We start from the raw sequence: 26,644 nt of genomic DNA on the forward strand, positions 1-26,644 counted from the left end.
TATACCCTTTCATCAAAGATCCCTGCCTTCCAAATGAAAGGTAGGGATCTTTTTTCTACTTAGCCTATATGTTGCTGTCTCGTATTGAGACCTATAAAAGTGAAATATCCAAAGCGTGCAAGCGGAAGAATAGCTTTCTTACAGAATTGCAGATAGAAAGCAACTTAAAAGCTAAGGAGCTTACACGAAAGAGGAATCAATGAAAATAGATATTCAGGCTACTTTATTATGCTACGATATATCTCTTCAGGCAGATCCTTCTCAATACTCATCTTCATTAAAGAAGAAATCTTCATTTCGCGGATAGTCAGGCCAAATATCTTCAATGGAATCGAAAGTTTCACCTTCATCCTCTATCTCCGAAAGATTCTCAATCAATTCAAGTGGAGCTCCACTTCTCTGCGCATAGTCTATCAATTCTTCTTTTGTGGCAGGCCAAGGCGCATCGTCCAAACGCGAAGCTAATTCAAGTGTCCAATACATATAAACTTCCTCACACTTAATAGGTTTTGTCTCTTCTTTGCAGTCTTATATTACTGCTGTCAGCGGCTGCAAAAGTAACATTCTCTAATCAGAAAAACAATTTTGCTCCCAATATATTTCCTTTTCTCCCTCCTTGTGCGCTGCATAACGCGCAAAAACAAAGAGTAAATCACTAAGTCTATTCATGAAGCGTAAGTTTGTTTCCGCTACAGTAGCAGACTTTTCTTCCTCCGGTACAGAGGCAATCAACGTTATTATTTCTCTTTCTGCACGTCGACATACTGTACGAGCGAAATGAGCACTTGAGGCAAGCTGTCCTCCAGAAGGGAGTATAAAGCCCTTCAAGGGAGGAAGCTGTGCATCGTAGTTATCTATTGCCTGCTCTAAAGTCTGCACTGATTTTTCGGGGAGGGAAAAGCGTTTTTTTATTTCGGCATCAGCAGGAAGGGTTGCCAAATCACTTCCTATTAAGAAAAGGGCATTCTGTATCATAAGAAAAAGCTCCCTATCTTCAAGAGAGATAGGAAAGCCTAATAATACTCCAATCAAAGAATTTAGCTCATCAATAGTTCCGTAGGAGACCAATCGTTGATCTCCTTTGCTAACTCGCTGGCCTCCAACGAGGGCAGTAGTACCTTTGTCCCCGGTTGTCGTATACAACTTACTTTTCTTATTCATATCATTTCAATGGTGCTGTTTGCTATAAACTTAAAGACATCGAATATACTTTTGTAGGCAAAAAAGAATTCCCAAACAATAAAGAGATGTGCGACAAGTGAAGAATAGTCCTATATCCCTTTTCTTCGGCTATGCGGCAGGTCTTGCGCAGTGTGGTATCGGTGAGCATTAAGATCATATTTTCTGCTGCATTAGTATCTGTTCCCTCTTTCTCCACTACAACTTGTGTAGGACGACACTCCTTAGGAAACGGACCGTCAACTCCTTTTAAGGTATTTGAATTGAGATAATCTGCCATCTTTTGTAAAGTAGTAGGTAGCCCATTCCCTATCTCTATTCTTTCAATTGGGTAAAAAACGGCAAGCCTGTAAAGCACCCATGCCGCTTTTAGCTGTTCATAGGTAGCATAGGGATAGAGATGCTCAAGCTCTGTCATTCTATAAAAGTCATAGTGGGGATCCAATACCTCTGTTACCAAATGGTACAAGAAGGGTGAATGGATGCCATAGCCACAGGTTGTAAGCGGACTCTTAAACTTTGCCACTATACACTGCCATAGCGAGAATGCTTGCTTTGCCAAAACCTCTTATAACGTAATTTCTATTTCTTGCAATGAGCCATCCACGTTTCTTTGTCGGAAATATACAACAGCTCCAAACGACCTGAACTACTTATTGAGATAGTATTGCTCCCCAGCTCTGCATCTTTGAGTATATACCCTCCATTGCCACGCTCTATCATGGAGATACCATCCAGAGCAGGGATGCCATCTGAAAAAGTAAAAGAGAAGAGATTGCCCCTACGCACTACTGTCACAGATCCATTATCCACAGCAATATTTTTACCTCCCTTCTTGTACCCTACTGTTCCCGAATAAGTGCCTACTAATACTTCATCGTTGGGTTCTGAAGAGCAAGAGAACGTGAGAAGCATAAACGAGAGTAATGCACCGAAGATTAAGAATTTCTGTTTCATAAAACTATTTTTCAATTTATGTTTTTACTAAAATCAGTACCCAAAAAACAATGTCTTTTTAAGTTCTGCGCAAAGGTAACTATTCAGTGTAACTTATAGGATACATAGGGTCACATAGATATTCCACCACCGCTCACTAACTTCTTAAGTTCATGCCAGTGGGGCATTTCCTTTAGGAATGAGGCTTTTCCAACCTCATAATCCACTTGAGCGACTATTATAGATCGACCATTAGAAGCGACTAATAAAGGCGCTTGATAGCGAAGATTATAGGAGAGTAACTGATCCCATACCTTCTCAGTAATACAAACATCCGGAGCCTTAAATTCAATGATCATCCACACTACTCCACCGGTTCCGAAAACAATAGTGTCGGTACGTCCCCGACGTTTGGTGCCGGGTAGAATCGCTTCATTACTCAATGCGATACGAGGATATCCCAAGTCACTCATCATCCAATGTAGGAAGTGCTGTCGGACCCACTCTTCAGGAGTTAGAGCTACCTCTTTACACCGTACCTCATCATATATGAAAGGAGTATCATTGTGCATGCTCACCTTCACAGGAAAAGAGGGTAAACAAAGCCCATTCTCATTCAGAAAAGGCTCTTTGTTTTCGTTGTACTCATTGCTTTTCATATCTTTGCAAAGATAGTGATACAATGGAGACGAAGAAAGAAATTGTAACGGATTGGTTGAAGCGCTACACAGGACGCGAACCCGAAGACTTTGCACCGTATATATTGTTGTGTAACTTCAATCGCTACTTAGAGTTTTTTGCAGAAAAACATAGTGTACCCATACTCGGGAAAGCCCTTGCTATGCCTAATGCGAGTACCAAAGAGGTTACACTTATACAATTTGGGATGGGCAGCCCCAATGCAGCTACTGTGATGGATCTATTGAGTGCTATAATGCCCAAAGGCGTACTTTTCATAGGCAAATGTGGTGCACTCAAAAACAATCTTTCGGTAGGTGACTACCTATTACCAATAGCAGCTATTCGAGGAGAAGGGACTAGCAATAGTTACCTACCTGCAGAAGTGCCCTCTCTCCCATCTTTTCGAATACTACGTGCAGCAGATGAAGCTTTAGAACGCAATAAGCTGCTCTTTGCTGCAGGCACTGTCTACACAACGAATAGACGTGTTTGGGAGCATGATCATCACTTCAAACGCTATTTGCATACTACACATGCTGAATGTATCGACATGGAGACAGCAACGCTCTTCACGGTAGGGTATGTAAATCGAATACCTTGTGGTGCTCTCCTGGCTGTCTCTGATCTTCCAATGACTCCCGAGGGGGTAAAGACAGATAAGGGAGATCAAGAGGTAGCTAAGCGATATACAGCCCAACATTTGGCATTGGGAGAAGAAACTTTACATATTCTTCAGTACGAACGTAAAGAGCTGATTGGAATACGGTTCGGTTGGTAGCAATGAGACAACAATGACAAAACTAAATGCACCTCAAGGGAGCTCCTTATATACCCCCTCTCAAGCAATCTCAACACTAAAAGGCATTTTAAATGAAAAGAATTGCCTTCCCGCTGTGATTCTTTATTCGGGCGAAGAACAATATTATTTTAAGCAACTCGAGCAACTTATAATCAAGCATTATGGGGAGAACGTAGTTACCCTCTATGGCAATGAAAGTAGCTACTCTGACATTGCTTTGGAGATTCAATCTACTTCTCTATTTGTACAACAGAGAGCCGTAATACTTAAAGAGGCAGAAGCTGTGAAGGATCTAGATAAGCTTATTCCTACCCTCAGCAGATTACCTCAAGGCACTTCCTTAATCCTCGCCTACCAAGGGAATATGGCATTCAATGCAAAAAAACTATTTGCTTCTTTCCAAACCCTACCGAGTGACCAAACGATAATTATCGTTTCGCCTCGTATCACGAGCAAGCGTACAATACTCTCTATTATCAATCAAACAGCAAAAGCGCACGATGTAACTATTACTGCCGAAGCAGCAGAAAAACTGATAGAACGGGTAGGATTTGACGGGGTTACCTCCGCAAAAGAAGTAGCTAAACTTGCTGTTTTAGCTTCCGATAGTGGTCAGATAGAAGCTAATATGGTGGATTTCATTGTAGGGGTATCTATTCAATATTCCGTAGATGACTTATGCCAAGCTTTATATAAGAAACAGAGACGTGAAGCCCTTACTATAGCACAATACATGACCAAGGATCCGGCTAACTACCCTTTGCCTCTTATTGTAGCTACGCTCTACGGTTTTTTCTCTAATCTAATGGTTGCATCCTACCAAAAAGATAGAAGCGAAAAGGCACTTGCTTCTGTCCTCAATCTAAAGAATGCATACCAAGCCAAAAGGTACTCCGATGCGCTTTGGCTATTCAAGGCAATGCAAATATTCTATATTATCCATGAATTACGCTTAGCCGATGCTCGTCTCAAAGGTGCTGAGGATGGAGATTACGATTACGAGGGGATTCTTTTCAACTTAGTGTACTTAATACTCGCCTAAGACAATGTCCTCATTAATTGAACGAGTAAGAGAGAGCAACTTCTCAACTTTCATCCGACGTTACTTTCCAAATGATAAAGTTCAGAAGATATCGGTATCTGCTTCTAATGCTTGCCCGCTTCATGAAAAAGGACGAGGGGAAGTATGTTCCTATTGTAGTAATAGTGCCTTTAGCCCCGCTTATGCGCTTCGAGATAAACCTTTTAAGGAGCAATTGTCAGAGGGGATAAATTTCTTCCGGCACAAATACCCTTCAATGAAGTATTTGGCCTATTTCCAATCATACACTGCCACTTATGGCAATCCAGATCGCCTCATTCAGCTATTCCACACAGCATTAGCCTATCCGGAGGTAGTTGGGCTAATTGTAGCTACCCGACCGGACTTAATGCCACAGCGTGTTTTGGATGCCTTGAAGGAATTATCAAAGAAATACTTCGTAATGGTTGAGTATGGAATAGAGAGCACCCAAGATACTACCCTAAAGCGAGTAAATAGGGGGCATAGTTATTCGGTAGCCTGCGATACCATTCTCCGCACTTATAATGCAGGACTACCCGTAGGGGCACACCTCATATTAGGGCTACCCGGAGAATCCCGTACAGACATGCTCCGGCATGCGGTTAAGCTTAATGAGCTTCCATTGGATACACTTAAACTGCATCATTTACAGATCCTTAAGGGAAGCCGCATGGCAGAAGAATATGCGGCTGATCCTTCTCAATACCATCTCTTTACAATAGATGAATACATTGACTTGTGCTTGGATTTCTTGAGTTTGCTCAAGCCAACCATCACAGTAGAACGCTTCGTTGCGTCAGCTCCGGACACCGAGCTAATTGCCCCTCGCTGGGGAGTAAAAAACTACGCTTTTATAGATAGATTGCTTAAAGCTGCAGCCGCACGCTAATCCGACTTACTATCCTCCTTGACTTACTTTTCCAAATGCTTTTCATTTGGAGAGCTCTTTTCCTCGATATAAAGTTTTCCGCCTCGGCGTCTAACTCGATGCGTAGCACTTTCTATAACTGCCGGCTCCGGATTGAGAAGCTGCTCTGCGAAGGGAGCAATACGAATACGTGTAAATCCTAACGGATTAAGTATTGCAAAGAGCAAGCTAAGAGGCGCAGGTGAGGTTGCAATTAATCGTGCATCATAAAGAGTTCCCTCCTGCGACAAGGTCACTGCTTTAATTTGCTCTTCAAGGGCATAACTAATGAGGGCATCACACTCTCTCAGATTGGCAAAGGTACGAATAAGTGCCTCTGAGAAAGAAGGATTTAAATGATCAAAGAGAGGTCGTATATCGTGACGTATATAGTTACGTCTAATAGCAGTGTCACTATTCGTTGAATCGGTACAAAAAGGTTGCTCCAACAAGTTGAGAAAGCTTATAATTTCTTGATGTGGTACTTCAAGTAGTGGACGAATAATCCTTTCCCGCTGAATAGGAATACCGCGTACGCCTTTGATGCCACAACCTTTTGCTAAATTGCCAATCAGTGTTTCAAAGTTATCCTCAAGGTGATGAGCAACTGCAACGTAATGCAATTGATATTTTTGTCGACACTTTTCAAAAAAGTCGTAACGTAAGTTACGGGCAGCCTCTTCAACAGAGAGAGCATGCTCCTTTGCATACGCAACTGTATCAAAATCCGCTTTGCTAAGAGGTACTTGCAATTCGTTGCAGAGAGCCTCTACAAAAGCCTCATCCCTGTTGCTCTCGTCCCCTCTTAAGTGGAAGTTACAGTGCGCTGCTGATACAGGGAACCCCAAGAACAAGAGTGCCCTGAGTAGAGCCACGGAATCCGCCCCTCCACTCAGAGCTACTAATATAGAATCATTTGGAGCTAATCTAAGCTCACGCTTCATTGTAGCCCTAATGCGTTGTATCAGCGGATGCTGATACACGCTCCTGGGCATTCGTAGTGTCATTTAGACTCTTCCTCAAAAAGATCCGGGTCTACAACAATCCTACCACAATACTCGCACACAATTATCTTCTTGGCAAGCTTAATCTCAAGCTGTCGCTGTGGGGGAATACGATTGAAGCATCCTCCACATGCATCTCTATCAATAGGCACTACGGCAAGCCCATTATGTGCAGCACCACGAATGCGATGGAAGGCTTTTAGAAGACGTTCATCCTCCACCTTTGCTTCACATTCCTTCGCCTCCTTAACCAGCTTTTGCTCTTCAGCTTCCGTTTCTTCTATGATCTTGTCCAGCTCACCTTTCTTTGCACTTAAATCTCCGGAACGCAGCTCATAAGTTTCTTTCAGCTTCGCAATATCCTCTTTTCGTCCATTCAGCTCTGCCGTGTATTCTTTGATTCGCTTTTCCGACAACTGAAGCTCTAACTCCTGGTACTCAATCTCTTTGGAAAGGCTATCGTATTCACGATTATTTCTCACATGATCCAATTGGCGACGATACTTCTCCAAAAGCTCTCTTGAGGAAGAGATTTTGTTTCGCTCATTTGTAATAGAGGTTGTGAGAGCCTTTGCCGCAGCAGAATAGTTATCCAAACGAGTTTGAATGCCGGCAAGATTATCCTCTATGTGCTGTACTTCTAATGGCAACTCCCCGCGGAGCGTCTTAATCTTATCAATAGAAGAGAGTACGGTCTGAAGCCTAGCTACAGAACGCAGCTTAATTTCGATCTTATTAACCGGTTTAACCTCCTTTACGGCAGTCTCAGTTTCAGCAGGAGCATCCTCTTTTACTGTATCTGCTTTTTTCTTAGAAGTCTTCTTTGCAGTAGTTTTGGAGGAAGTTGTCACTTCCTTTTTTTTAGATATCTTGTCTTCGCTCTTTTTTGTTGCCATATCTATCGTCTATAATGGATCGGATTATTGTCACTATCAGCTATCTGGAATGCAAAGTTAGGCATTTTCTGCTTCATAACACGCTGAAAGAGTTCCCTAGCGATCTGCTCACTCTCCCAATGTCCTATAACAACAAGAAGGATCCTTCCTTGTGCATCTAAATAATCGTTGTAGCGTGCCTCTCCGGTGAGAAGCACATCCACACCTCTTGCCATTGCTTTATTCAGAAATGAGCCTCCACTTCCGGTTACTATCGCTATGCGCTGCACAGGACGATCAAGAGGCTTTGAATGTGCTACAGATGTCACAGTTGGCAGTAAAGCTATCCTCTTAAGTACGTCTTCCTCGCTCAAGGATCCTTTTAGGCTCGCAATAAGTCCGGAAGAGAAATCCTTTCGTCCATTCTGAAGAGGAATTATATCGTATGCCGGTTCCTCATAAGGATGGGCCTTTATCATAGCAGAGAGCACTGCGCTCATACGCTCATGCGGCACTAATACCGACACGCACGCTTCCTCAACTTTGCATACTTCTCCCACATCACCAATGTAGGGATCCGCCCCATCTAATGGTCTAAACTGCCCCTCACCGGAGATTGTGAAGGCACAACCCTCGTACGCTCCAACATGTCCGGCACCTGCTGCGAACAAAGCTTCTTTCAGCGCTTCTTTATTCTCTGTAGGTACCATTATCGAGAGCTTTGAGAGAGCACCTTTCTTTTCTTCAAGAGGCTCTAAGCTCCCATACGGCAAGTCCAAGGAATCAAGAAACTGTCTATTAAGTCCACCAAAAGCATTATCTGCATTCGTATGGGCTGCATAGATTACCACATTCTCTCTAATAGCGAGAGAAACCGTTCGCTCTTGATAGGTATGGGGCGTAAGACGGTAAAGCGGATGGAATAGAATGGGATGGTGCGTAATCAGCAAGTTACACCCTTTTTCAACGCACTCTTGCACCGTAGCTTCTGTAGCCTCAACAGCAATAAGTACTCCGGTACACTCTCGATCAGCATCCCCTACCTGAAGGCCCGAGTGATCCCATTCTTCAGCCCACAGAGGAGGGAACTCCTCCTCCATGATCGCAATAACATCTCTAATAAGCGGCATACTGACTTATTTAGGCAATGAGGCCAATCGAATATGCAACTCTCGGAGTTGCTCCTCATCCAAACGAGAGGGAGCATCTATCATTACGTCACGTCCTGCATTATTCTTCGGGAATGCTATGCAGTCTCTGATACTATCCAATCCTGCCATAATCGACACCCAACGGTCTAAGCCAAATGCAATTCCACCATGAGGAGGTGCGCCAAAGCGGAAAGCATTCATGAGGAAGCCAAAGCGCTCATCTGCATCCTCCTTGGTAAAGCCTAATAGCTCAAACATCTTGTGTTGAAGTACAGAGTCGTGTATTCTAATAGAGCCACCACCTACTTCTACTCCATTGATCACCATATCATAAGCGTCTGCTTTGACTTTTCCGGGATCAGTGTCAAGCAAAGGAATATCGCTTTCTTTGGGAGCAGTAAAAGGATGATGTACTGCGTAATAGCGTTGTGTCTCGTCGTCCCATTCCAAAAGCGGGAAGTCAACTACATAGAGGCACTCAAAGCGATTAGGATCCTTTAAGCCTTCTATATCGGCTATATGCAATCGAAGAGTACCCAATTGCTTCAAGGTGGTATATCGCTCTGCACCGGAAATAACAAGGATTAAATCTCCCTTTTCTGCCTTTAGTGATTCAGCTAATGATGCGAGTATATCTTGTGCAAAAAACTTATCTACAGTACTCTTTAGAGAGCCATCCTCATTATATTTAATCCAGATCAGCCCCTTTGCCCCAACTTGTGGCTTCTTCACAAAGTCCGTCAAAGCATCAAGTTGCTTACGTGTATAGGACGCACACTTCTTGACTACAATCGCTCCGATATAGGCTGCTTCATCTAATATAGACATGCCCTTGCCTTGCATTTGTGCCGTAATATCGTTGATTTCCATACCAAAACGAAGGTCCGGCTTATCGCTGCCGTAGTAGCTCATTGCATCCTCCCAGCACATTCTCCGGAAAGGAATAGGAAGTTTTATTCCTCTAATCTTCTCAAAAAGGTGTGCTGCAAGTCCTTCAAAGGTAGTGAGTACATCATCACGACGAACAAAACTCATCTCGCAGTCAATTTGGGTAAACTCAGGCTGTCTATCAGCACGTAAGTCCTCATCACGGAAACACTTTACTATCTGGAAATACCTGTCCATTCCAGCTACCATCAGCAACTGCTTGAAGGTTTGTGGAGACTGAGGTAAAGCATAGAATTCACCGGAATTCATTCGACTTGGCACCACAAAATCACGCGCTCCTTCAGGGGTAGACTTGATGAGCATAGGAGTCTCAATCTCCAAGAAACCAAGTGAATCCATATACTTTCTCACTTCGAGAGCCATCTTGTGACGGAGTATAAGGTTTTGCTTCACCGGTTCGCGCCTTATGTCTAAGTAGCGGTATTTCATTCTCAAGTCGTCTCCTCCGTCAGACTCCGTCTCTATGGTGAAAGGAGGCACTTCACTTGGATTGAGTATAGAGAGATTTGTAACCTCAACCTCTATTTCTCCAGTAGGCAGTGCCGTATTCTTAGCTGACCGCTCGCGTACAATCCCTTCTGCCTGAACAACCCATTCCCGTCCTATACGATGTAAAATATCGTTATGAGTTGCCTCTTCTCCCCCAAATACCAGCTGCGTTGTACCATAGCGATCCCTCAGATCCACAAATGTCATTCCGCCTAAGCGACGTACTTTACTTACCCAACCGGCGAGTGTAACTTGCTTTCCTGCATCACAGATGCGAAGAGCTCCACAATCAACTGTTCTATACATTATCTATCTTTCTGGAAGCAAAGCGAAAAAGAAACTCTTCTTCGTCTTCTGTTTTCATCTTAATTCTTACTCTACAAAGATACTAAAAAGCATACTATTCAGATCTGAAAAAAACATCAGTATCTTTCATTTGAAACATCTATACTCTTGAAACAAAACATCTGTATCTTCCGTTTGAACCAACAATACTTTTTTTTGCAGCACTTGAGAACATCTATAGTAGACTTATACATCAATACTTTTGCTGAACACAACATCTGCGCTATCACTACCTAAATTCAAGTTCTGCCATTTGCATTAAATACGATAATAGAAAAGAGCTTCACCATTCGACAAACGAAAGATGAAGCTCTAATCAGACTAACAAATTGCAGTGAACTGCCCGGGGCTCGAACCCGGGACCCCATCATTAAAAGTGATGTGCTCTACCTACTGAGCTAGCAATTCTTCCATATTAATTTTGCATATAGAGCAACACAGCGCATCTGCATTACCAACCAATGCGAGTGCAAAGGTAACAAATAAACAGAGAATACAAAAGGATATTCTCTACGGAATACGTAATTTTCCTATTATTTGATCCAATTGATGCAGCTGCTTACGCTCCATGTAAGCGACCAAGTCCTCTGTAAGTCTCTCACATATAGTCGGATCGACAAAATTATATGTTCCCACCTGCACTGCAGAAGCTCCGGCCAATAGAAATTCAATTACATCACTTATAGAAGTAATACCTCCTAATCCTACTAAAGGTATTGCAACGGCATGGCTCACCTGCCACACCATGCGTAATGCAACCGGCTTTATGGCCGGTCCAGATAAACCACCAGTCACTGTAGAAAGGATAGGACGCCATGACTCTGCATCAATAGCCATACCCAAAAGTGTATTGATCAGCGAGATACTATCAGCTCCGGCACCTTCTGCTGCCCGAGCCATCTCGGTTATATCGGTCACATTGGGAGAGAGCTTTACCATCAGATGCTTCTTATAGACCTTACGTACAGCCGAGACAACTTCTGAAACACCTCCACAAGTAACTCCAAATGCCATACCACCCTCCTTCACATTGGGGCAGGATATGTTTAGTTCTATTGCAGGGATTCCATCGAGAGAATTGATGCGTTCAGCTGTGGCCACATAATCTTCCAATTGAGACCCACCTACATTAACAATGATCGCACAGTCAGACTCCTTAATTTCCGGATAGATATGATCCACAAAGTAGTCAACGCCTTTATTTTGGAGTCCAACAGCATTCAGCATACCACAGGGAGTCTCCGCCATACGGGGATAGGGATTTCCTTCACGTGGATGTAATGTAGTTCCCTTTGTGACAAAGCCACCGAGCGAGGAAAGGGAAAGAAAAGGAACATATTCTATCCCATAGCCATAAGTACCACTGGCCCCCAATATGGGATTACGTAGTACTAATCCCTTTCCCAAATCAACTTGCGTAATCACTGCCATAGGAGTAAGTCACTATTAAAAACCGGTCCTTCTGAGCAACAGCATATATTGCCACGCTTTGTAGCCTCTACACAGCAAAGACAAACACCTATCCCACATGCCATCCTATTCTCGAGAGAAACCTCACAGGGTAAACCCCTTTCTTTTGCAAAACGAACAATGGCACGCATCATAATCAAAGGTCCACAAGTATAGATAGAGGTTAGCGAATCATGCAAAACCGGATGGTCGGTAACACGCCCTTTCACTCCATATGAGCCATCGTCAGTAGTGCAATACACTGATCCCAATAATGCAAATTCACGCTTATATAACAACAACGACTCCGTGCGAGCTCCCAATAGGATATGAGGAGTTATGTTTTTTCTCTGCAGTTCCTTGGCTAAAAAGAATAAAGGGGCAACACCTACTCCCCCACCAATCAGGAGCGGATGAGCCCCTGAGAAGGATGCATCCAAAGAGAAACCGACTCCAAGAGGCCCTATGAGATCCAATATGCTACCTACCGGAAGCTTTCGCCATGCTCGGGAAGCTTTTCCCACCTCTTGTATAACAAGACTTAATAACCCATTTTCCGCATCGTAGTCTGCAATTGAAATAGGACGTCGTAACAAAACACCGGGGGCATCTGCTTTGATCTGTACAAATTGCCCAGCTTTTGGTGCAAACGTTTCACGCTCCAACTCAGGAATGCGAACCAACAGTAAATAATATGCTTCGTTGAGCTCCTTATGCTCGACCAATTCGGCTTGAATACACTGCATGCTATTATATTTCACAATACAAAGTTAGTGAAGATAAATTCAGAATAGATAGTACAGGACGAAGCCAATAAATCCCATAACACCGATTAGGGCAATAGGATGTAACCAACGCTTTATCATTGCGACAAAGGTAATGAGGAATATCAGCACGCTCTTATAGTCCGGGAAGTTATCCGTTACGATAACCTGATCAAGAGGAAAGGGCCCCTGTCCGGCAGAGGCTATATTAGCTATAAATCGACTTCTAAAAGTAAGCATAAGAGCAGCCGCCGCAACCAATCCTACAGAAGCCGGACGTATTCCTAAAAAAGCCGCTTCAACCCAGCGATTATTACGCACTTTATTAAAGGCTACTGCAATAGAAAAAACAAGAATGATGGAAGGGATACAAACTGCTACTGTAGCAAGAACGGAGCCCCATACGCTACCGGTTACCGTATAACCTACATACGTGGCACTATTGATCCCTATTGGGCCCGGAGTAACCTGGCTCACGGCTATAATATCAGTAAACTGCTGCTCTGTGAGCCATCCGTGCCGCGTTACTATCTCATCTTGAATAAGAGATAGCATGGCATATCCACCTCCAAAACCGAAAAGTCCAACCTTTAGATATACGAGAAGTAATTGCCAATAAACCATGAGACTATTTACCTTCTTTCTTGCTCTTTTTTCCCATCCCTCGAGCCTCTATATTTGTCCTAATAACCATATAGACGATTCCGATAAATCCGGATAATAGTATCACCCATACGGGTGAAAAGTTGAAATACCACACTACTATTGCTACCACAACAGGAATAACAAGCATGTATCGCTTGAGATTCATCGCTTTCCAGATAGTAATAACGGGTATCACGATCATAGCTACTACTGCGGGGCGGATACCGCTCATAATAGCACTTACCACCTGATTATCACGAACTGACTCAAAAAACAGGGCTAAAAGAAGGATAATGATAAAAGAGGGCAGGATGGTCCCTAATGCAGCTACCAAACCTCCAATGAAGCCGGCCTTACGGTAGCCAATGAAAATGGATATATTAACAGCAAAGACGCCAGGAAGAGACTGTGAAACAGCAAATACATCCAAAAAGTCCTCTTCAGAGAGCCACTTATGCTTTTCTACTATATCCCTCTGTATGAGAGGAAGCATAGCATGCCCTCCACCAAATGTAAAGGCTCCGATACGAGAAAAACAAAGGAATAACTCTAGCAGTTGGGACATACTCCTTTCTAAAAGCGCCCTCGTGCAGAACGTTTATTGCCGCTTTTCTGACGACTACTAGTACTATTCTTCTGCTTCTTAGACTTTGCCGACTGACGCTTTGCGCGCTCTGTTTTAAGACTTTTCTCTTTTGCTACAGTTTTTTCAGTCACGCCATTAGCTTTGTCAGAGGAATCCACTTCAGTTTCCTTAACTGAAGAGCCTCTCCATAAGGACTCATCAAAAGAGGCTAATTGAGCTTCTATACGAGCTTGCTCAGCCCGAAGCGAGTCCGCAGTAGGGCAATACTGAGCCAACGCTTTACCTAAGCGGTTCTGTGTCTTATAAATTTCGCCTTTGTACAATCCGCGTCTGAAATAACTATCCAAAGAAGCGGTATTCGCATTGTTGTCATCAGAAAGGAGAACCTCTTGCGTACCTAAATAAGGCTTGCAGTCACTATACTTAACCCAAAACAAAGGATAACGAAGAACCTCTTCCGGATTGATATCATCTATAAGGATAGGGCAAATAGCCACAACCTTTACATCTATATTACTTGTTATGGGGTCGAAATAGTACTCCTCTTTGATATAATAAGAGCGAACAATATCCCCGGGTACGTCAGCCGCAGCGACCTCTATTTTTCCATTATGTTCCTCATAAAGAACTCCGAAACGCTCTAAGAAATCTTTGAAATTCAAGCGATGTGCCGGATCAAATATCTCTGCTCCATCAATATATTCGTAAGCAGGGATCTTGTTCTCTTCTATCAAACGGAAAAGCGTATAGAAGAGATTCTGCTTCCCTTCCGTGGGACGAGCCGGATAGTATAATGCTGCATTTTCGGGTGAATAAAGATTTATTTCCCTATAAATAATTCTCTTCCAAGGCGTATTATCCGTATTCTGAAGTAAACGCTCGTTAAAGGCTTGACGCCGCACCGATACATCGTTTTCTGAAGTACCCTCCTTCTTCTCTCGCTCAGCTGCCGTTCTTCGGCGAATTACGCTCTTTCGTGGAGGCTCTGTAGCTGTACTCTCTTCAGTAGTCTGAGCGTTGCCCGACACAACAGCCTCTGCCATCAAAAGAACCGCTGCAAACCAAGGTATTAATCTGCGTAACATAGAGGTTCTTATACTTAACTGCATCATTCCGTATTTATCCATTCCCTTTTACCTTACGATCACCTCGATCGTTGGTATCTTTCTTTCAATTCCATCCGGTCCTTTTGCCAAAACATCGCTTATGTAGAAACGCTTTCCACGGGACAGATTACGAATCTTTTGCTTTTGTCTATCTGAAAAATTGCTTCCATTTGACACTTCGGGCATAGCATTTCCCATCGCATCAAAAAAGGTCAAGGAGAAATGTATTACCGTATAGTTGACATCTAATATATCATCATCTATAGCAGCCTTTACCCCACCGGCAGCGAGAAGATCTCTTTTGCTGATTTGTCCTCCCTTGAAACGCTTTACTGCCCCATTAGCATCGGTATACTCAATATAAGGTAAAGGATCCGGCAATTGTCGTACACGAAGTTTAGAAGTAGCTACTTGGGTCATAGCACCATTAGCTCCACGAACCGAAACGGTAATCACAGCCTCTTGCCCCACCTTATTGGGTCGAGCAACCCAAACACCTCCTTTTGCCACTAATGAACCATTAGTCATAGTGGCCGATATCTGTTGTTGTGCTACTCCGGGGACAGCTATAGCAAGAGGATTGTCTATTCCTGCATAGAGCACATTCATCAAGGTAGGCGCAATAGAGGCCATCGGCTCCGTAACAATATATTCGCTTTTGAAAGGACGTCTAATCTTACTGCCATCACCTGCGGTAGTTTCCACATACCCCTCTATTGGGAAAGTACCGCTTGTAGGTGTAGCTGCCACATAAACCCCCTGATCTGCTGCTGAAAGACTTCTCCCATTTACCACTATGTTAGGAGCAGCCGTTGAGTCAATACTACTCATAATCACATGCGCCCTATAGGGTGTGCCTTTCATTACGATACGACTATCGGGTACCACCTGAGCTTCTATTTTATTCACCCTTAAGTCTCCCCTATCAATACTTCGAATCAAATTGTTCAGCACTTCCCCTTCCACACTGCGCACATCATTTTGTAGTTTTGTAAGCATCGTAACAGCTGCAATAGTAGGCACTCCCTCAAAGAGTTGATTCTCCCAGCTGAGGGTTCCTTTCGGCGTAGTTGAAAGTGTTTCCTCTATCATTTGTCGCTTATTTGCATCCACAACTGAAGCTACACTAAGCGTACGGAAATGATCTACCTGCTTACGCAAATGTACTCCTTTAGGATCTAATGGATTGAGCATGACTGAAGAAGGTGCATTCATATCATCCTTCCGGTCAATATTCTTCACATCTGCATTTTTGCCGTCGCTCTTTTGTACTATAAGCCTTTTAGCCTCCTCAATTGCTGCATATAAACTATCCGCAGCCAACTGTAGTTCTTTTCCTTTCATAAAAGCATGGGCTGCTTTTTCAGGATACAACTCGTGAGCTAAATTAAGTTCACTAACAGCTTGTTCGTTACGCTGCATTGTACCGGCCAGCATAGTATCAAGTCCCTTCTCTACTCTGTCAAAGCCTGTCAATACATCCCCTGACACATTCAAAGCCACCATAGCAATAAACACTAAGTACATCAGATTGATCATCTTCTGTCTATTGCGATTGCCACTCGATCCTACTGCCATAATATTATGTCGGGTTTATTAGTCTTAATATTGAGTTTGCAGCAATCCATCAATGCTCATTACTATTGCGATACTCGGGATAGTGTCGATCGTCCGGCATGCTATCGTAGCGATGCGGTGCAGAATAGGGATCTCTGTAAGAACCTCTATCGTAAGGCATCCCAACGGGGGCAGCCATATTGACTGTCATAGCCTCTAAAAGACGTGCATAAATTCTATTCAAGTCACGCAGCTGACGAGCCATTGCCGCATTTTCGGCACGGAAAGCATTACTATCGGCAAGACTATCCGAATAGGAGCGAGCAAGATCTTCCAAACGGCGATTAATCTGCTCAATAGCTCCTACCTGTCCGGTAATATCTTTCAACTGCGATTCGTACAATGAACTCAGGCCTTCCAAATTACGATTGAGTGACTCCATGTACTCTTTATACCGCTCAGTTTGCTGTCCCACCTCAATAGGAGTAGCTTTCATCTCTTCCCATTGCGACAGAGCTGTGGCGCTCATTTCTCCCAAATTCGACAGTGTATCAATAGCTTGAGAAAGACGAGCAATACTCTGCGACAGACGAGTTACGTCCTCTTCCGGTAAGCCTGCTAAGCTTACTTGTTGTACCATAGTAGGCACTGACTCGCCCGGATGCCCATTTTGTTGGACAAACTGATCGTTCTCTGTCATCACAGCACGCTCTTGTGCCTCTTTTGCCTTGCGCTTAAGATATGCACGCCGCGCTTCCATTTCCTCCTGATCCATTGGATTTTTGGAATCCAACTCAGGGAATACTTGCTCCCAGCGATACTGCTCCTCCGGCTTCTCAAAGCCTGAGATAAAGAATACAAAGAACTCTGTCATCATACCGATGAAGAGCATCTGATCCCCAAAAGGCCAGTGCAGCAACTTAAACAGAGCCCCAATGATCACAACTGCTGCCCCCCAGCTATAGGCTACGTTTAATAGACGACGTCCCTTGTGAGAAGCGAGGAACATCTCTACAGTATTTTTATATGAACGATATCTCTTACTCATTTTTTGTCTACTCTAACCTAATAGAATCCACTTCTTATTTCTTTTTCTTGGATTTTTTCACAGCTTTCATATCGGCAGGTCGGAAAGAAATGGCACTGCGCACACATCTAAAGCCTATATAAGACCGCTGTTTATCTTGTATTTCCTTATTTCTGGTAGCCGACTGAATAAAGCGAGCTACATCTTTCCACGATCCTCCGCGTATCACTTTTTGTTTAAAGGTCACCGGATCATTTACCTCTGCATAGTAACGAAGCTCAGGATTGATATCGTCTACCTCTTTATAAGCAGAAGCTGAATAGGTGGTACTGGTCCACTCCGATACATTACCTGCCATATCATAAACACCAAAATCATTGGGCATATAGGAGCCTACTTGAGAGGTAATCAGATAACCATCCGGAGTATAATTACCATCGTCCGGTTTAAAGTTACCATTGTAGCAACCATTATCGCGCTGTGTATCAGCGGCTGACCAAGGGTACCTTCGATTGCTATCTCCTGCTCTAGCGGCATATTCCCATTCTGCTTCAGTCGGGAGTCGGAAGGACTCAATGACTGTACCCTCCGGAGCATCAATACCTTTCATATAGAAAGAGGAGCGCCAAGCACAAAAAGCCTCCGCTTGCTCCCAAGAAACACCTACAACGGGATAATTATCGTATCCGGGATGATTGAAATATTGATGCGTATATTGCTCATTGTGAGCATTGGGGAAGTCATTTACCCAACAAGATTCATCGGGATATATCGGCACTATATACGTATTAAGAAAGTCATATTCACTACTCAACCTGCGCGTAATCGTCTCTCTCATAACGATTCCACTATCATCTATGTAAGCGGTATCTTTAGAGATCATAGGAAGAGAGGCATCTTCTTGCGCATTATAATCCGCTGCATGAGGCATGCGAAGCCGCAGCAAAGCATCAGAATAAAGAGCGGCTGCATGATAATCATAGCGAGTATACTTATACAGCATCTGGTTAGGATCTAATTTTTTTTCTCGTGTAACCGGATTAGTATAATAAACACTATTCATAGCTGCCAATTCCTCATCAAAAGCCCTCCGTTCATTCGGTAGGGGACGAGACCAATCCAAGTAGGGCACTTCCAAAGGATCTCCGTAGCGATCTGTCGTTATCTTATAGTCGGGATTGCCACCAAAAGCCGGATCTGCTAAGCGCTCTCGAATAATAGAATCACGCACATAATAGACAAACTGACGGTACTGTGCGTTGGTTATTTCATACTGATCCATCCAAAAAGCGTCTACCGAAATAGCTCTTGAGTCTTTTTGCATTCCCCAAACAGAATCACTCTCCGAATGTCCCAACACGATACTTCCTCTCGGTATAAGTACCATACCTAATGGCTGCGGCTCTTTCCATGCGGCAAGGGGAGCTCCTACCAGCTCACCACCTACACCCCCACGACGCGATGAAGCACATCCACTCAGGAGTAGCATCATCAGCAATCCAAACAAGATACCGCACTCTCTTCTTCCTATCATATATCGCTCTTTTCTTTTTCTTCTTTATTGCAAAGTTACAAAAGGCGTGTACTAACTACACGCAATCCCTTATCCTTGGCAGGCATAAGGGGCATGGAGTAGGTTACCATTAGTTCGTGACTACCCCACGTATTACGTGCCAAAGCACTTATAGGCATCATAAACCCGTACTGTATGCGAAACTGTCCCCACTTCATACCTACCGCAAATCCGGCTGCTTCAACCGGCCGAAACGACACAGCAGCGAACCATCGATCATTATATGCCATCTGCACATTCAAATCAATGGTATAAACCTGCCAATCCGTTAAGGCGATCACAGACGGTTGCCAACTGAATAACGAACCATGTCGTTTTATATTGTATCCGGCTGCCAAACTATATGTTCGCACCAGCCGATGGTAAAAGTTTCCATCAAAGGTAACTTTGGAACCAATCAAATGCTTTGCCGCAAGGCCGACAAAAAGATTCTTGCGTACATAATACACCCCTGTGCCCAAATCAAAAGAACGCCCGGATACGCGCTGAGTGGGCAGCCCCGGATCATTGGGCGAAAGCCCCTCCCCTTCCGGTATCTCTATTTTTGTACCATCAAAGGATAAATTGTATAGACCTGCCTCAAGTCCTATTCCCAGTACTCCTTTCCAGAGTTTGAATCGAAAGGCATACTGCCCCATTAACTCGGTTGACGTAAACAAGCCTCTTTTACTCCCCGATAACAAAATACCTACACCATGAGTCCGCTGGGCAATAGTAATTGGTGCAGAGACCGAAAGTCCATAATATCCGGGCGCACCCGATACTCCTATCCATTGCTGTCGATAAAAAGCACCCATAGTGAGCATATCACTGCTCCCTGCAGCTGCGGAGTTATAGTATGCAGGTAATACGTACCAGTTACTCAGCACCGCTTCCTCCTGTGCTTGAAGAGCAGGAAGGAAGAAAAGTGAGCCGAGCATCCACAAAAGGAATTGCCTTATGATACCATATAACTTCACGTAAGCATAACGTAATAACAGCTCATTTATTATATAAACGCCACAAAAAGCCTGCAGAGCATTCCGTAAAGGAGTGGGAGCGTATTGGATAGAAGAGTACCAATGGTATGGTAGATCTAAATAAATGGAGCAGCGGCATTAACGCTCCGGGAGGAGGGCTTTGAGTTGCTTGATGCTGCGACGCAGCTTATTGCGCTGTTGGTTCAGCTCAAATTGTAGGGAGAATTGCTTTTCATTACGGATCTTTTTCACCATCGCCTATGTCATTGCACTTATTGAGTGAGTTGGTCGCTCAACTGTTTGTAATCGGAGACCACTTTATACACAACCGGGTTCTCTCCTTCACTTACAGCCTTGAAATGTCGTTTGGCACACTCAATTTTAGCTTTTTCCACTTCACGCAGCTGCATCGTCTGCATACTTCCCTTTGTCTCTGCGACAAAGTAGACATGCTTTACGCCTTTTTCCTTGAAAACAATTGCCCAGTCCGGATTATAATGCCCCATTGGCGTATTGATGTAGAAGCCCCTCGGCAGTTTGGTATAAACAATTACCTCTTCGTGCTGCTCCAGATCAGCGGCAAACCGCAACTCATTGGTACTATCCGTTACTACAAGGTCGTAAAGCGACTTCGACTCACTTTCCATTGCCGTAACGCCCAGTTCGCCTCGAATACTGTTGGCAGTGAATACATCCACATCGTATTTTTCCTCCGTAGGCACATAGCTAATTTGCTGTACCAGCGTGCTTGCCATTGCATCGTTGATGATCTTCCCGGTTTTGCGAAGGAACTCCTCTGGATTAAGCCCGAACAGAGCAAATTTTTCCTCTTTCATCCGCTTCAGAATGGCTATAACTGTTTTGCGCGTTAAGCCGGTATCTGCTATCAGACTACCGATAAGGTCGTAGCGCACACCTTGGTTGATTGTCCGCTTCGGTAGCCTTTCGACACGCACCGCATCACGTTGCACAGCATTCCCTAAGCGAAGCGCTTCCTTATCCTCGATCTCCTCCATATGCCCCTCATGCACTTCGTAACGAATTTGGGTTACACTCAGATTCTTATTCAGTGCTTCCGCCGCTTTTTCGACTAATTCATCGGTACTGAATGCTACCCGATAGGATGTTTTGGCGTTGATCTGCTGCCATAGTTCCTGGAATTCCTTTTTCCGGAAGCAATCTATTCGGAAGCTTGCTTCCTTTGCCTTGTCGGCATTCTCTACCTTGATACCTTCGGGGCAATACACATTTTCCAGCGTGCGCACAATTCCCCCCTTATAGGGCGCAAAACCATCTAATTGGAGCGTGTCAGTTTCAAGCGCATTGTAATACTTGGGGGTTAACTTGCCATAATCATCCACATATCCTGTTCGAATAAAATGATTGTATAGTGCATTGCTCGTAGCTTCGTCCACTGTCAATTTTGTTCCCTCTTGCTCGCCATCCACGGAATCTGATTGGTATATGTTACCCACAAAGAAACTGCAGGTAATTTTCCTACGCCGTTCGCTTACCACTTCGGCAATCTCGTGCTGTAGAGCAGCAGCAAAGGATTCATAGCTTTCACTGGCAATTACGGTGAGTACATTGATATCGAACACCTCATTTCCCAGTAGACCAGCATCTTGTCGTATGCCTTTTTGGTCTACGCAAAGCCGCATACCGCGCCCTACTTCTTGGCGGCGGCGCGTGGTGTTATCCGTTTCCTTCAGCGTACAGATTTGGAATACATTGGGATTATCCCATCCCTCTTTCAGTGCGGAATGCGAAAAGATAAAGCGCGTCTTCTCGTCCAAGCTCAGCAAACGCTCCTTATTCTTCATAATTAGGTCGTACGCACTCTGGTCGTTGCTATCCGATTCACCCCGGCTTACTCTCGAATCGATTATTTCTCCCCTCCTATCCACTGAGAAGTAGCCGTTGTGCGCCTTTTCCGCGTCCATATTCTTCGAGAGATAGTGTCGGTACGCTTCGTTTTCAAAAAGGCTCAGTTCGCTTACCGCCCGCCTGTACTCCTCTTCAAACATACGGGCATACTTACCCTTTTCTGCCGTGCCGTTGTGGTAAGTACGGTAATTTTCCACATGATCGATAAAGAATAGGCTAAGCACTTTGATTCCCATCGGATAGAGCTTTCGCTCGCGCTCCAGATGGCTTTTAATCGTTTCACGTATTTGGAGAAGTCGCAACGTATCGTCGCTGTTAACGGAGTCGCCTACGGAAAGCCTTATTCCGTTGGCAAACTGCACCGTCTCCGCTTTGCCGTCTATTGTTTCCACCTTATAGGATTCACGGTACGCTTCCAGTTCGTCGCTTTGCTCATATAGGTCGAAGCCCTCATCCACCACACGGGTTATTCTACTAATGGTACCTCCGGCTCCCATTCTTTCAAACGTAAGGCGCGCCTTTGGGTCCTGATCCCTGCGAACGATTACCTCATCCAGGTGAACGAACCCTTCGGTACCGGTGGCTCCCACTTGGTGGATTCCTTTCACGCTGATCTTCTTCACTAATCGCTGCTTATAGGCATCAATAGCATCTAACCGGAACACCATATTGCGCACTTCACGATGTGTGGCCGAATAGAGCAACATCATGAGCGGATTGAACAGTTTGAGCCCCTTACGCGTAGCATTCTTCTTATTAGCTCCCAGTACAGTTTGCGGTTCGTCGATAATAATAATCGGGTTGGTTGCTGCCAGTATATCAATCGGTCTTCGGCTGCCAAAGTCGTCCCGTTTCGAAAAGATTATTCGCGCCACGCTATCTCCGCCGCGTCCCTCTTTGTTCTTCTCCTCGTTGAGCGAAGTATTGAACGCCTGCATATTGATAATCATCACATGCAGATTATTGTCGCTTCCAAACGCATCTATCTTGGTAAGCTGCGATGAATTATAGATAAAGTATTGCATCGGCTTGTTGTATTCCGAGCTAAAGTGCTCCTTCATCGTTTCGAAGCTTTTGAACACACCTTCGCGAATGGCTACACTGGGCACCACAATTATAAACTTGCTCCATCCGTACTGCTTATTCAGCTCGTACATTGTTTTGATGTACGTATAGGTTTTGCCCGTACCGGTTTCCATCTCCACGGTGAGGCTGATACCCTCCCCTTCAAGTGCATCGATCGGCTTAATATCACGCTCTCTTTGGATAGTGCGTACGTTGGCGGCTATTGCATCGCGGGAGAGCATGAGCGGCGCATTACCGTAACCCCGAAGGGCTGTTTCCAATCCGAGCTGATTATTCCGAGCCTCTTTACCAGGATCTTGCAGATACTCATTAGCCTGCTGATACGGTTGTCCCTCAAAGGCACGCACCACGCAACGAGCCGCTTCCTCCTGAAATGTCTGATGCTTATACTGCAGTTTCATAGCTTTTCTCCTTCCTTGCCGAGTTGACCTATTGCTTTAACGGAAGCCAAGTAATCTCGTTCTACATCGCTAAGCGTACGTTGCTTGTATTTTCTGTACTCCTGTGTAGCAAACTCCATTGCCTCTGTGTGGGACACTTTCCCTGCATCTTCCAATAGGCGTTCTCCCGTAAGTGCCAGTATGCTATCCAGATATTTTGCCCAATCCAGCATTGTCATTGGTTGTTTGCGCTCCGCCTGACGCTCGGCAAAGTCCAAGTATCCTGAAACCAGTTGACCCATTGAGCGGAGTTCCTTATCATTGAGATAATTCTTGGCAGTACGTGCTTCCGTTAAGGTAGGTTGACTACCCTTGAAAGTAAGTAAGCCCATAAAATCTTTTTCGGCATCCGCACGCTCTACAATCAACTCTGCTGCAGTGTGTCCGTGTATGGCATAGTGTATTTTGTTCTGAACTTTACGGAAGAATTCTTGGGATACAGAAGCGCGCGGATCGTAATCAATGCTGGTGGCGTAGATTTCGAGTATCTGACGATAAAGCACCTTTTCCGTAGCCCGAATATCCCGAATACGTTCCAGAAGCTCTTTCCAATAGCCACCTCCACCGAGTTGCTTCAAACGCTCGTCATCCATAGTAAATCCTTTGATAAGGTATTCCCGTAATCGTATGGTTGCCCATTGGCGAAAGCGCGTTGCTATAACAGATTTGATGCGGTAACCGAGGGCGATAATCATGTCCAGATTGTAGTATGCCGTTCTGTATTGCTTGCCGTCTGCAGCAGTTGTTCGGAAATAGCGAACAACTGATTCCTCCCGGAGTTCCCCTTCCTCAAAGATATGCTTAATATGCTCGCTTACGTTTGATTTACCGGTTTGATACAGCGCACACAATTGTGCTTGCGTAAGCCAAAGCGTATCGTTGTCGAGCATTACGTCTATTTTAGTTCGTCCGTCCTCGGTTGTATAGATAATGATTTTGTTCTCTTCCATACCCTTTTCCGTCACTATATCACCCGTATATTGCGGAGCGCCTCCTTTTGTTCCCAGCCGAGCAGTTGCTTCACGATTTCGAAAAGGTTGATTTTGTCCGTATCCTCAGTAAAGCAGCTATCGCGGAACAGCATGCGCAGCGGGTTACACGCCGCCATCGCACGGATAACCGCCTCATTTACGTCCGGACTGAAGCAGGCCACCAATCCGTTTTCGTCCACCGTGTAGATGGTACAGTTATCCACCTTTTCTTCAGTGATAGGGAGCGAGAGGGATAAGCCCCAAGCGAGCATAGCGCCGTAGAGCAGATCGAGCTCGGTACGGTCCGGCTTGATATTTTCCGCAAATAGATGCAGATCTTGCTGCACATAGGCGGAGGGATGCAAGTATACGTCGTTATGATTGGTACTATCTAACCGGAACACACGGAAGCCGGTATCAAGAGCCTCTATTTTATTGTCTGCTTCTTCCAAATCCTTTGCGGCTTGCGTGCGAGTTTCCTCATCTTCTATATACTCCCATAGAGAGACATCTTTTTCCACATCGTCACCTAATGCTACCTTAGCGAATTTTGCAGATGCTTTAATACTTTCCGTTGAAAGTTTCCCTAATATGGCTTTGCCGGCACGGCGGATGCGCTCCTTGGCGATAGCGGGGATGGTGGCGTAGCCCGCTTTGCGCGCTTCGCTCCCCTCGGGTGTCTCTTCGGGCAATTGCACCATAATATACTTGCGGTGCCCCCCATCCTCTGCATTGAGCTGCATTACCGCATGCGCCGTTGTGGCCGAACCGCTGAAGAAGTCAAGGATAAGAGCATCTTTGTTCGCAATTAAATTCATCATTCGCTTTATAAGACTAATCGGCTTTGTATATTCAAACACGCCCCTGTCCATCAACTCATCTATTCCTTTTTTCGCATTATCATTAGAATAGATATTCTCAGTGAATTCTAAAGTTGATAAAGGTTTAGTTCTATTTATCTGTACAATTTTATACGTATTACCTATCTTCTCTATTTTCACATTTTGATAAGTCTTCGTATAGATACGGGGACGTTGCCCTCCTGTCTTAAGAACAATAAATCCGTTTTCATACCCAAATGTATATAGCTCTTTACTCCATCTCCATCCCCAATCCGCACGTCCGTGCTGTCCGTGTTGTCGTTGAAAATAAAGTTCTTGATCACCTCCGGCATAATAGGTTTCTCCATCTATCGTAATTGGATAATCTAATGACGGAACATATCCTAACGAATCGTAGTCTAAAGTTTGATTTAGCTTGTAAAATCCTCTCTCACTAAAATATTCATCCTTAAGAGAATATCCTTCATCATTATGAAGAACTCCAACCAAGTTGGCTACTTCAAACTGTTTGGCGTATAGTAAGACAAAATCATGATTCTTTGCAAGACTCTCTGATGACTTTCCTCCTTTTTTTGTTACACGCGTAAATTGCGCCACAAAGTTGGCGGCACCGAATACCTCATCGCAGATTTTGCGGAGGTTATGCACTTCGTTGTCATCAATGGAGATAAAGATCACGCCATCCTCGGCAAGTAGCGTGCGCGCCACCATTAGGCGCGGATAGATCATACTGCACCAATCGGAGTGGAAGCGCCCATTGCTGTCGCTATTCTTCCGGTAACGGAAGCCGAGTTCGTCCTGCACACCGCTCTCTATGGCATACTCATGGCGATCGGCGGTAAAGTCGTCGTTGTACACAAAGTCATTGCCGGTGTTGTAGGGCGGATCGATGTAGATCATCTTCACCTTACCCATGTAGCCGCGTTGGAGCAGTTTGAGTACGGTGAGGTTGTCCCCCTCGATATAGAGGTTCTCCGTTTGCTCCCAATTGAGCGATTCTTCCGGCACGGGGCGCAGGGTATCGGTTACGGGTGTAGCGGCTTCACGGCGAGCCGCCTCCTTACCGGGCCAGGTAAATGCATAGCGCTCGTCGCCGGCCTCCGCCACATGATTGCCAAGGAGGCTACGGAGCGCGGCAAAATCTACGGCACGGCGCAGCTCGGTACGCACCTCGCCGGTAGCAGGATCGGTTACCCGTTCCTCAATTTCAGTAAAACAGGAGGGGGCGATGCGGTATAGCGCATCGAGATTAAGTGCAGAGCCGTCCGCCGAGGCGGTATGCAGCGACTCGGGCATAAGATTATCGGATTGCCGGGGAGTATTCGTCATTTTATACTGTTTTCTTTGCTGTTTCTTTGTTGTTTCATTGTATTCT

At 44.6% G+C, this 26,644-nt stretch carries 24 protein-coding genes and 1 tRNA gene; 3 read left to right on the top strand and 22 right to left on the bottom strand.

Translation table 11 applies throughout. The features are described 5' to 3' along the window. Positions 1-261 precede the first annotated feature (261 nt). From ACLWMH_RS04230 to ACLWMH_RS04250, 5 genes are all read right to left on the bottom strand, one after another. Positions 262-483, bottom strand: coding sequence for a DUF2795 domain-containing protein (locus tag ACLWMH_RS04230; protein WP_411915499.1), 222 nt, complete (start codon positions 481-483; stop codon positions 262-264). A gap of 84 nt (positions 484-567) precedes the next feature. Next, positions 568-1,161 (bottom strand): cob(I)yrinic acid a,c-diamide adenosyltransferase, encoded by a 594-nt coding sequence (locus tag ACLWMH_RS04235; protein WP_411915500.1) that lies wholly within the window; start codon positions 1,159-1,161, stop codon positions 568-570. 22 nt (positions 1,162-1,183) lie between these two features. Beyond that, positions 1,184-1,705 (bottom strand): hypothetical protein, encoded by a 522-nt coding sequence (locus ACLWMH_RS04240; protein ID WP_411915501.1) that lies wholly within the window; start codon positions 1,703-1,705, stop codon positions 1,184-1,186. A 56-nt stretch (positions 1,706-1,761) separates the two neighbouring features. Then, positions 1,762-2,136 (bottom strand): hypothetical protein, encoded by a 375-nt coding sequence (locus tag ACLWMH_RS04245; RefSeq protein WP_411915502.1) that lies wholly within the window; start codon positions 2,134-2,136, stop codon positions 1,762-1,764. 110 nt (positions 2,137-2,246) lie between these two features. Then, a complete protein-coding gene (locus ACLWMH_RS04250) occupies positions 2,247-2,774 on the bottom strand; it encodes a type I restriction enzyme HsdR N-terminal domain-containing protein (protein ID WP_411915503.1) in 528 nt (175 codons plus the stop codon). 23 nt (positions 2,775-2,797) lie between these two features. Between ACLWMH_RS04250 and ACLWMH_RS04255 the strand changes: the two genes are divergently transcribed. The 3 genes from ACLWMH_RS04255 to ACLWMH_RS04265 are packed head-to-tail and all read left to right on the top strand — an operon-like array spanning position 2,798 to position 5,547. Next, complete coding sequence (locus ACLWMH_RS04255) at positions 2,798-3,574, top strand: AMP nucleosidase (protein ID WP_411915504.1); 777 nt, start codon at positions 2,798-2,800, stop codon at positions 3,572-3,574. A gap of 13 nt (positions 3,575-3,587) precedes the next feature. Then, a complete protein-coding gene (gene holA, locus ACLWMH_RS04260) occupies positions 3,588-4,637 on the top strand; it encodes a DNA polymerase III subunit delta (protein ID WP_411915505.1) in 1,050 nt (349 codons plus the stop codon). Positions 4,638-4,641: 4 nt separating this feature from the next. Further along, entirely contained in the window at positions 4,642-5,547 is a 906-nt protein-coding gene (locus ACLWMH_RS04265; protein ID WP_411915506.1) for a TIGR01212 family radical SAM protein, read from the top strand. 23 nt (positions 5,548-5,570) lie between these two features. Here ACLWMH_RS04265 and tilS read toward each other — a convergent pair whose 3' ends face one another. The 17 genes from tilS to ACLWMH_RS04350 all read right to left on the bottom strand — a co-directional run bounded on the left by tilS (position 5,571) and on the right by ACLWMH_RS04350 (position 26,598). Then, positions 5,571-6,572: a tRNA lysidine(34) synthetase TilS gene (gene tilS / locus ACLWMH_RS04270; RefSeq protein WP_411915507.1), complete on the bottom strand. Its 1,002-nt coding sequence runs from the start codon at positions 6,570-6,572 to the stop codon at positions 5,571-5,573. Next, on the bottom strand, positions 6,569-7,465 hold the full coding sequence (locus ACLWMH_RS04275) for a zinc ribbon domain-containing protein (RefSeq protein WP_411915508.1): 897 nt from the start codon (positions 7,463-7,465) through the stop codon (positions 6,569-6,571). Before ACLWMH_RS04275 ends, tilS begins: the two co-directional genes overlap by 4 nt. 2 nt (positions 7,466-7,467) lie before the next feature. Then, entirely contained in the window at positions 7,468-8,574 is a 1,107-nt protein-coding gene (locus ACLWMH_RS04280) for a Nif3-like dinuclear metal center hexameric protein (protein WP_411915509.1), read from the bottom strand. Positions 8,575-8,580: 6 nt separating this feature from the next. Beyond that, on the bottom strand, positions 8,581-10,338 hold the full coding sequence (gene aspS / locus ACLWMH_RS04285) for an aspartate--tRNA ligase (RefSeq protein WP_411915510.1): 1,758 nt from the start codon (positions 10,336-10,338) through the stop codon (positions 8,581-8,583). Between the two features lie 374 nt (positions 10,339-10,712). Continuing rightward, positions 10,713-10,785, bottom strand: a tRNA-Lys gene (locus ACLWMH_RS04290). Between the two features lie 102 nt (positions 10,786-10,887). Further along, positions 10,888-11,808 carry a dihydroorotate dehydrogenase gene (locus ACLWMH_RS04295; RefSeq protein WP_411915511.1) on the bottom strand — a complete coding sequence of 307 codons (921 nt, stop codon included), beginning with the start codon at positions 11,806-11,808 and terminating at the stop codon, positions 10,888-10,890. After that, positions 11,799-12,572 carry a dihydroorotate dehydrogenase electron transfer subunit gene (locus tag ACLWMH_RS04300; RefSeq protein ID WP_411915512.1) on the bottom strand — a complete coding sequence of 258 codons (774 nt, stop codon included), beginning with the start codon at positions 12,570-12,572 and terminating at the stop codon, positions 11,799-11,801. The genes ACLWMH_RS04295 and ACLWMH_RS04300 overlap by 10 nt, the downstream gene beginning before the upstream one ends. Positions 12,573-12,611: 39 nt before the next feature. Further along, the gene (locus tag ACLWMH_RS04305; RefSeq protein WP_411915513.1) at positions 12,612-13,214 is read right to left on the bottom strand and encodes a chromate transporter; all 603 of its coding nucleotides are present in this window, start codon (positions 13,212-13,214) and stop codon (positions 12,612-12,614) included. 4 nt (positions 13,215-13,218) lie between these two features. Continuing rightward, the gene (locus ACLWMH_RS04310; RefSeq protein ID WP_411915514.1) at positions 13,219-13,800 is read right to left on the bottom strand and encodes a chromate transporter; all 582 of its coding nucleotides are present in this window, start codon (positions 13,798-13,800) and stop codon (positions 13,219-13,221) included. 8 nt (positions 13,801-13,808) lie between these two features. Further along, the gene (gene porN, locus ACLWMH_RS04315; protein ID WP_411915515.1) at positions 13,809-14,906 is read right to left on the bottom strand and encodes a type IX secretion system ring subunit PorN/GldN; all 1,098 of its coding nucleotides are present in this window, start codon (positions 14,904-14,906) and stop codon (positions 13,809-13,811) included. 48 nt (positions 14,907-14,954) lie between these two features. Beyond that, positions 14,955-16,505, bottom strand: a complete 1,551-nt coding sequence (gene porM / locus ACLWMH_RS04320; RefSeq protein WP_411915516.1) for a type IX secretion system motor protein PorM/GldM — start codon at positions 16,503-16,505, stop codon at positions 14,955-14,957. A 49-nt stretch (positions 16,506-16,554) separates the two neighbouring features. Continuing rightward, positions 16,555-17,532 (bottom strand): type IX secretion system motor protein PorL/GldL, encoded by a 978-nt coding sequence (gene porL, locus ACLWMH_RS04325; RefSeq protein ID WP_411915517.1) that lies wholly within the window; start codon positions 17,530-17,532, stop codon positions 16,555-16,557. A 34-nt stretch (positions 17,533-17,566) separates the two neighbouring features. Continuing rightward, a complete protein-coding gene (gene porK / locus ACLWMH_RS04330; protein ID WP_411915518.1) occupies positions 17,567-19,045 on the bottom strand; it encodes a T9SS ring complex lipoprotein PorK/GldK in 1,479 nt (492 codons plus the stop codon). A gap of 35 nt (positions 19,046-19,080) precedes the next feature. Further along, positions 19,081-20,004: a PorP/SprF family type IX secretion system membrane protein gene (locus ACLWMH_RS04335; RefSeq protein ID WP_411915519.1), complete on the bottom strand. Its 924-nt coding sequence runs from the start codon at positions 20,002-20,004 to the stop codon at positions 19,081-19,083. Between the two features lie 311 nt (positions 20,005-20,315). Then, a complete protein-coding gene (locus tag ACLWMH_RS04340) occupies positions 20,316-23,417 on the bottom strand; it encodes a type III restriction-modification system endonuclease (RefSeq protein WP_411915520.1) in 3,102 nt (1,033 codons plus the stop codon). Beyond that, entirely contained in the window at positions 23,414-24,406 is a 993-nt protein-coding gene (locus ACLWMH_RS04345) for a virulence RhuM family protein (RefSeq protein WP_411915521.1), read from the bottom strand. Before ACLWMH_RS04345 ends, ACLWMH_RS04340 begins: the two co-directional genes overlap by 4 nt. A gap of 14 nt (positions 24,407-24,420) precedes the next feature. Then, positions 24,421-26,598, bottom strand: coding sequence for a site-specific DNA-methyltransferase (locus tag ACLWMH_RS04350; RefSeq protein WP_411915522.1), 2,178 nt, complete (start codon positions 26,596-26,598; stop codon positions 24,421-24,423). Positions 26,599-26,644: the final 46 nt, after the last annotated feature.

The organism is Porphyromonas miyakawae (genome assembly GCF_045865415.1).
Taxonomy (GTDB): Bacteria; Bacteroidota; Bacteroidia; order Bacteroidales; family Porphyromonadaceae; genus Porphyromonas; species Porphyromonas miyakawae.

Bases quoted from the DNA above. Each gene is read 5' to 3' on its own strand.
- ACLWMH_RS04250 (WP_411915503.1), bottom strand. From the start codon at position 2,774: ATGAAAAGCAATGAGTACAACGAAAACAAAGAGCCTTTTCTGAATGAG.
- ACLWMH_RS04235 (WP_411915500.1), bottom strand. From the start codon at position 1,161: ATGAATAAGAAAAGTAAGTTGTATACGACAACCGGGGACAAAGGTACT.
- ACLWMH_RS04275 (WP_411915508.1), bottom strand. From the start codon at position 7,465: ATGGCAACAAAAAAGAGCGAAGACAAGATATCTAAAAAAAAGGAAGTG.
- ACLWMH_RS04230 (WP_411915499.1), bottom strand. From the start codon at position 483: ATGTATTGGACACTTGAATTAGCTTCGCGTTTGGACGATGCGCCTTGG.
- holA (WP_411915505.1), top strand. From the start codon at position 3,588: ATGACAAAACTAAATGCACCTCAAGGGAGCTCCTTATATACCCCCTCT.
- ACLWMH_RS04245 (WP_411915502.1), bottom strand. From the start codon at position 2,136: ATGAAACAGAAATTCTTAATCTTCGGTGCATTACTCTCGTTTATGCTT.
- ACLWMH_RS04340 (WP_411915520.1), bottom strand. From the start codon at position 23,417: ATGAAACTGCAGTATAAGCATCAGACATTTCAGGAGGAAGCGGCTCGT.
- ACLWMH_RS04335 (WP_411915519.1), bottom strand. From the start codon at position 20,004: ATGCTCGGCTCACTTTTCTTCCTTCCTGCTCTTCAAGCACAGGAGGAA.
- porL (WP_411915517.1), bottom strand. From the start codon at position 17,532: ATGAGTAAGAGATATCGTTCATATAAAAATACTGTAGAGATGTTCCTC.
- ACLWMH_RS04255 (WP_411915504.1), top strand. From the start codon at position 2,798: ATGGAGACGAAGAAAGAAATTGTAACGGATTGGTTGAAGCGCTACACA.
- ACLWMH_RS04350 (WP_411915522.1), bottom strand. From the start codon at position 26,598: ATGACGAATACTCCCCGGCAATCCGATAATCTTATGCCCGAGTCGCTG.
- ACLWMH_RS04345 (WP_411915521.1), bottom strand. From the start codon at position 24,406: ATGGAAGAGAACAAAATCATTATCTATACAACCGAGGACGGACGAACT.
- tilS (WP_411915507.1), bottom strand. From the start codon at position 6,572: ATGACACTACGAATGCCCAGGAGCGTGTATCAGCATCCGCTGATACAA.
- ACLWMH_RS04300 (WP_411915512.1), bottom strand. From the start codon at position 12,572: ATGCAGTGTATTCAAGCCGAATTGGTCGAGCATAAGGAGCTCAACGAA.
- ACLWMH_RS04310 (WP_411915514.1), bottom strand. From the start codon at position 13,800: ATGTCCCAACTGCTAGAGTTATTCCTTTGTTTTTCTCGTATCGGAGCC.
- porN (WP_411915515.1), bottom strand. From the start codon at position 14,906: ATGTTACGCAGATTAATACCTTGGTTTGCAGCGGTTCTTTTGATGGCA.
- porM (WP_411915516.1), bottom strand. From the start codon at position 16,505: ATGGCAGTAGGATCGAGTGGCAATCGCAATAGACAGAAGATGATCAAT.
- ACLWMH_RS04265 (WP_411915506.1), top strand. From the start codon at position 4,642: ATGTCCTCATTAATTGAACGAGTAAGAGAGAGCAACTTCTCAACTTTC.
- aspS (WP_411915510.1), bottom strand. From the start codon at position 10,338: ATGTATAGAACAGTTGATTGTGGAGCTCTTCGCATCTGTGATGCAGGA.
- ACLWMH_RS04305 (WP_411915513.1), bottom strand. From the start codon at position 13,214: ATGGTTTATTGGCAATTACTTCTCGTATATCTAAAGGTTGGACTTTTC.
- ACLWMH_RS04280 (WP_411915509.1), bottom strand. From the start codon at position 8,574: ATGCCGCTTATTAGAGATGTTATTGCGATCATGGAGGAGGAGTTCCCT.
- ACLWMH_RS04295 (WP_411915511.1), bottom strand. From the start codon at position 11,808: ATGGCAGTGATTACGCAAGTTGATTTGGGAAAGGGATTAGTACTACGT.
- porK (WP_411915518.1), bottom strand. From the start codon at position 19,045: ATGATAGGAAGAAGAGAGTGCGGTATCTTGTTTGGATTGCTGATGATG.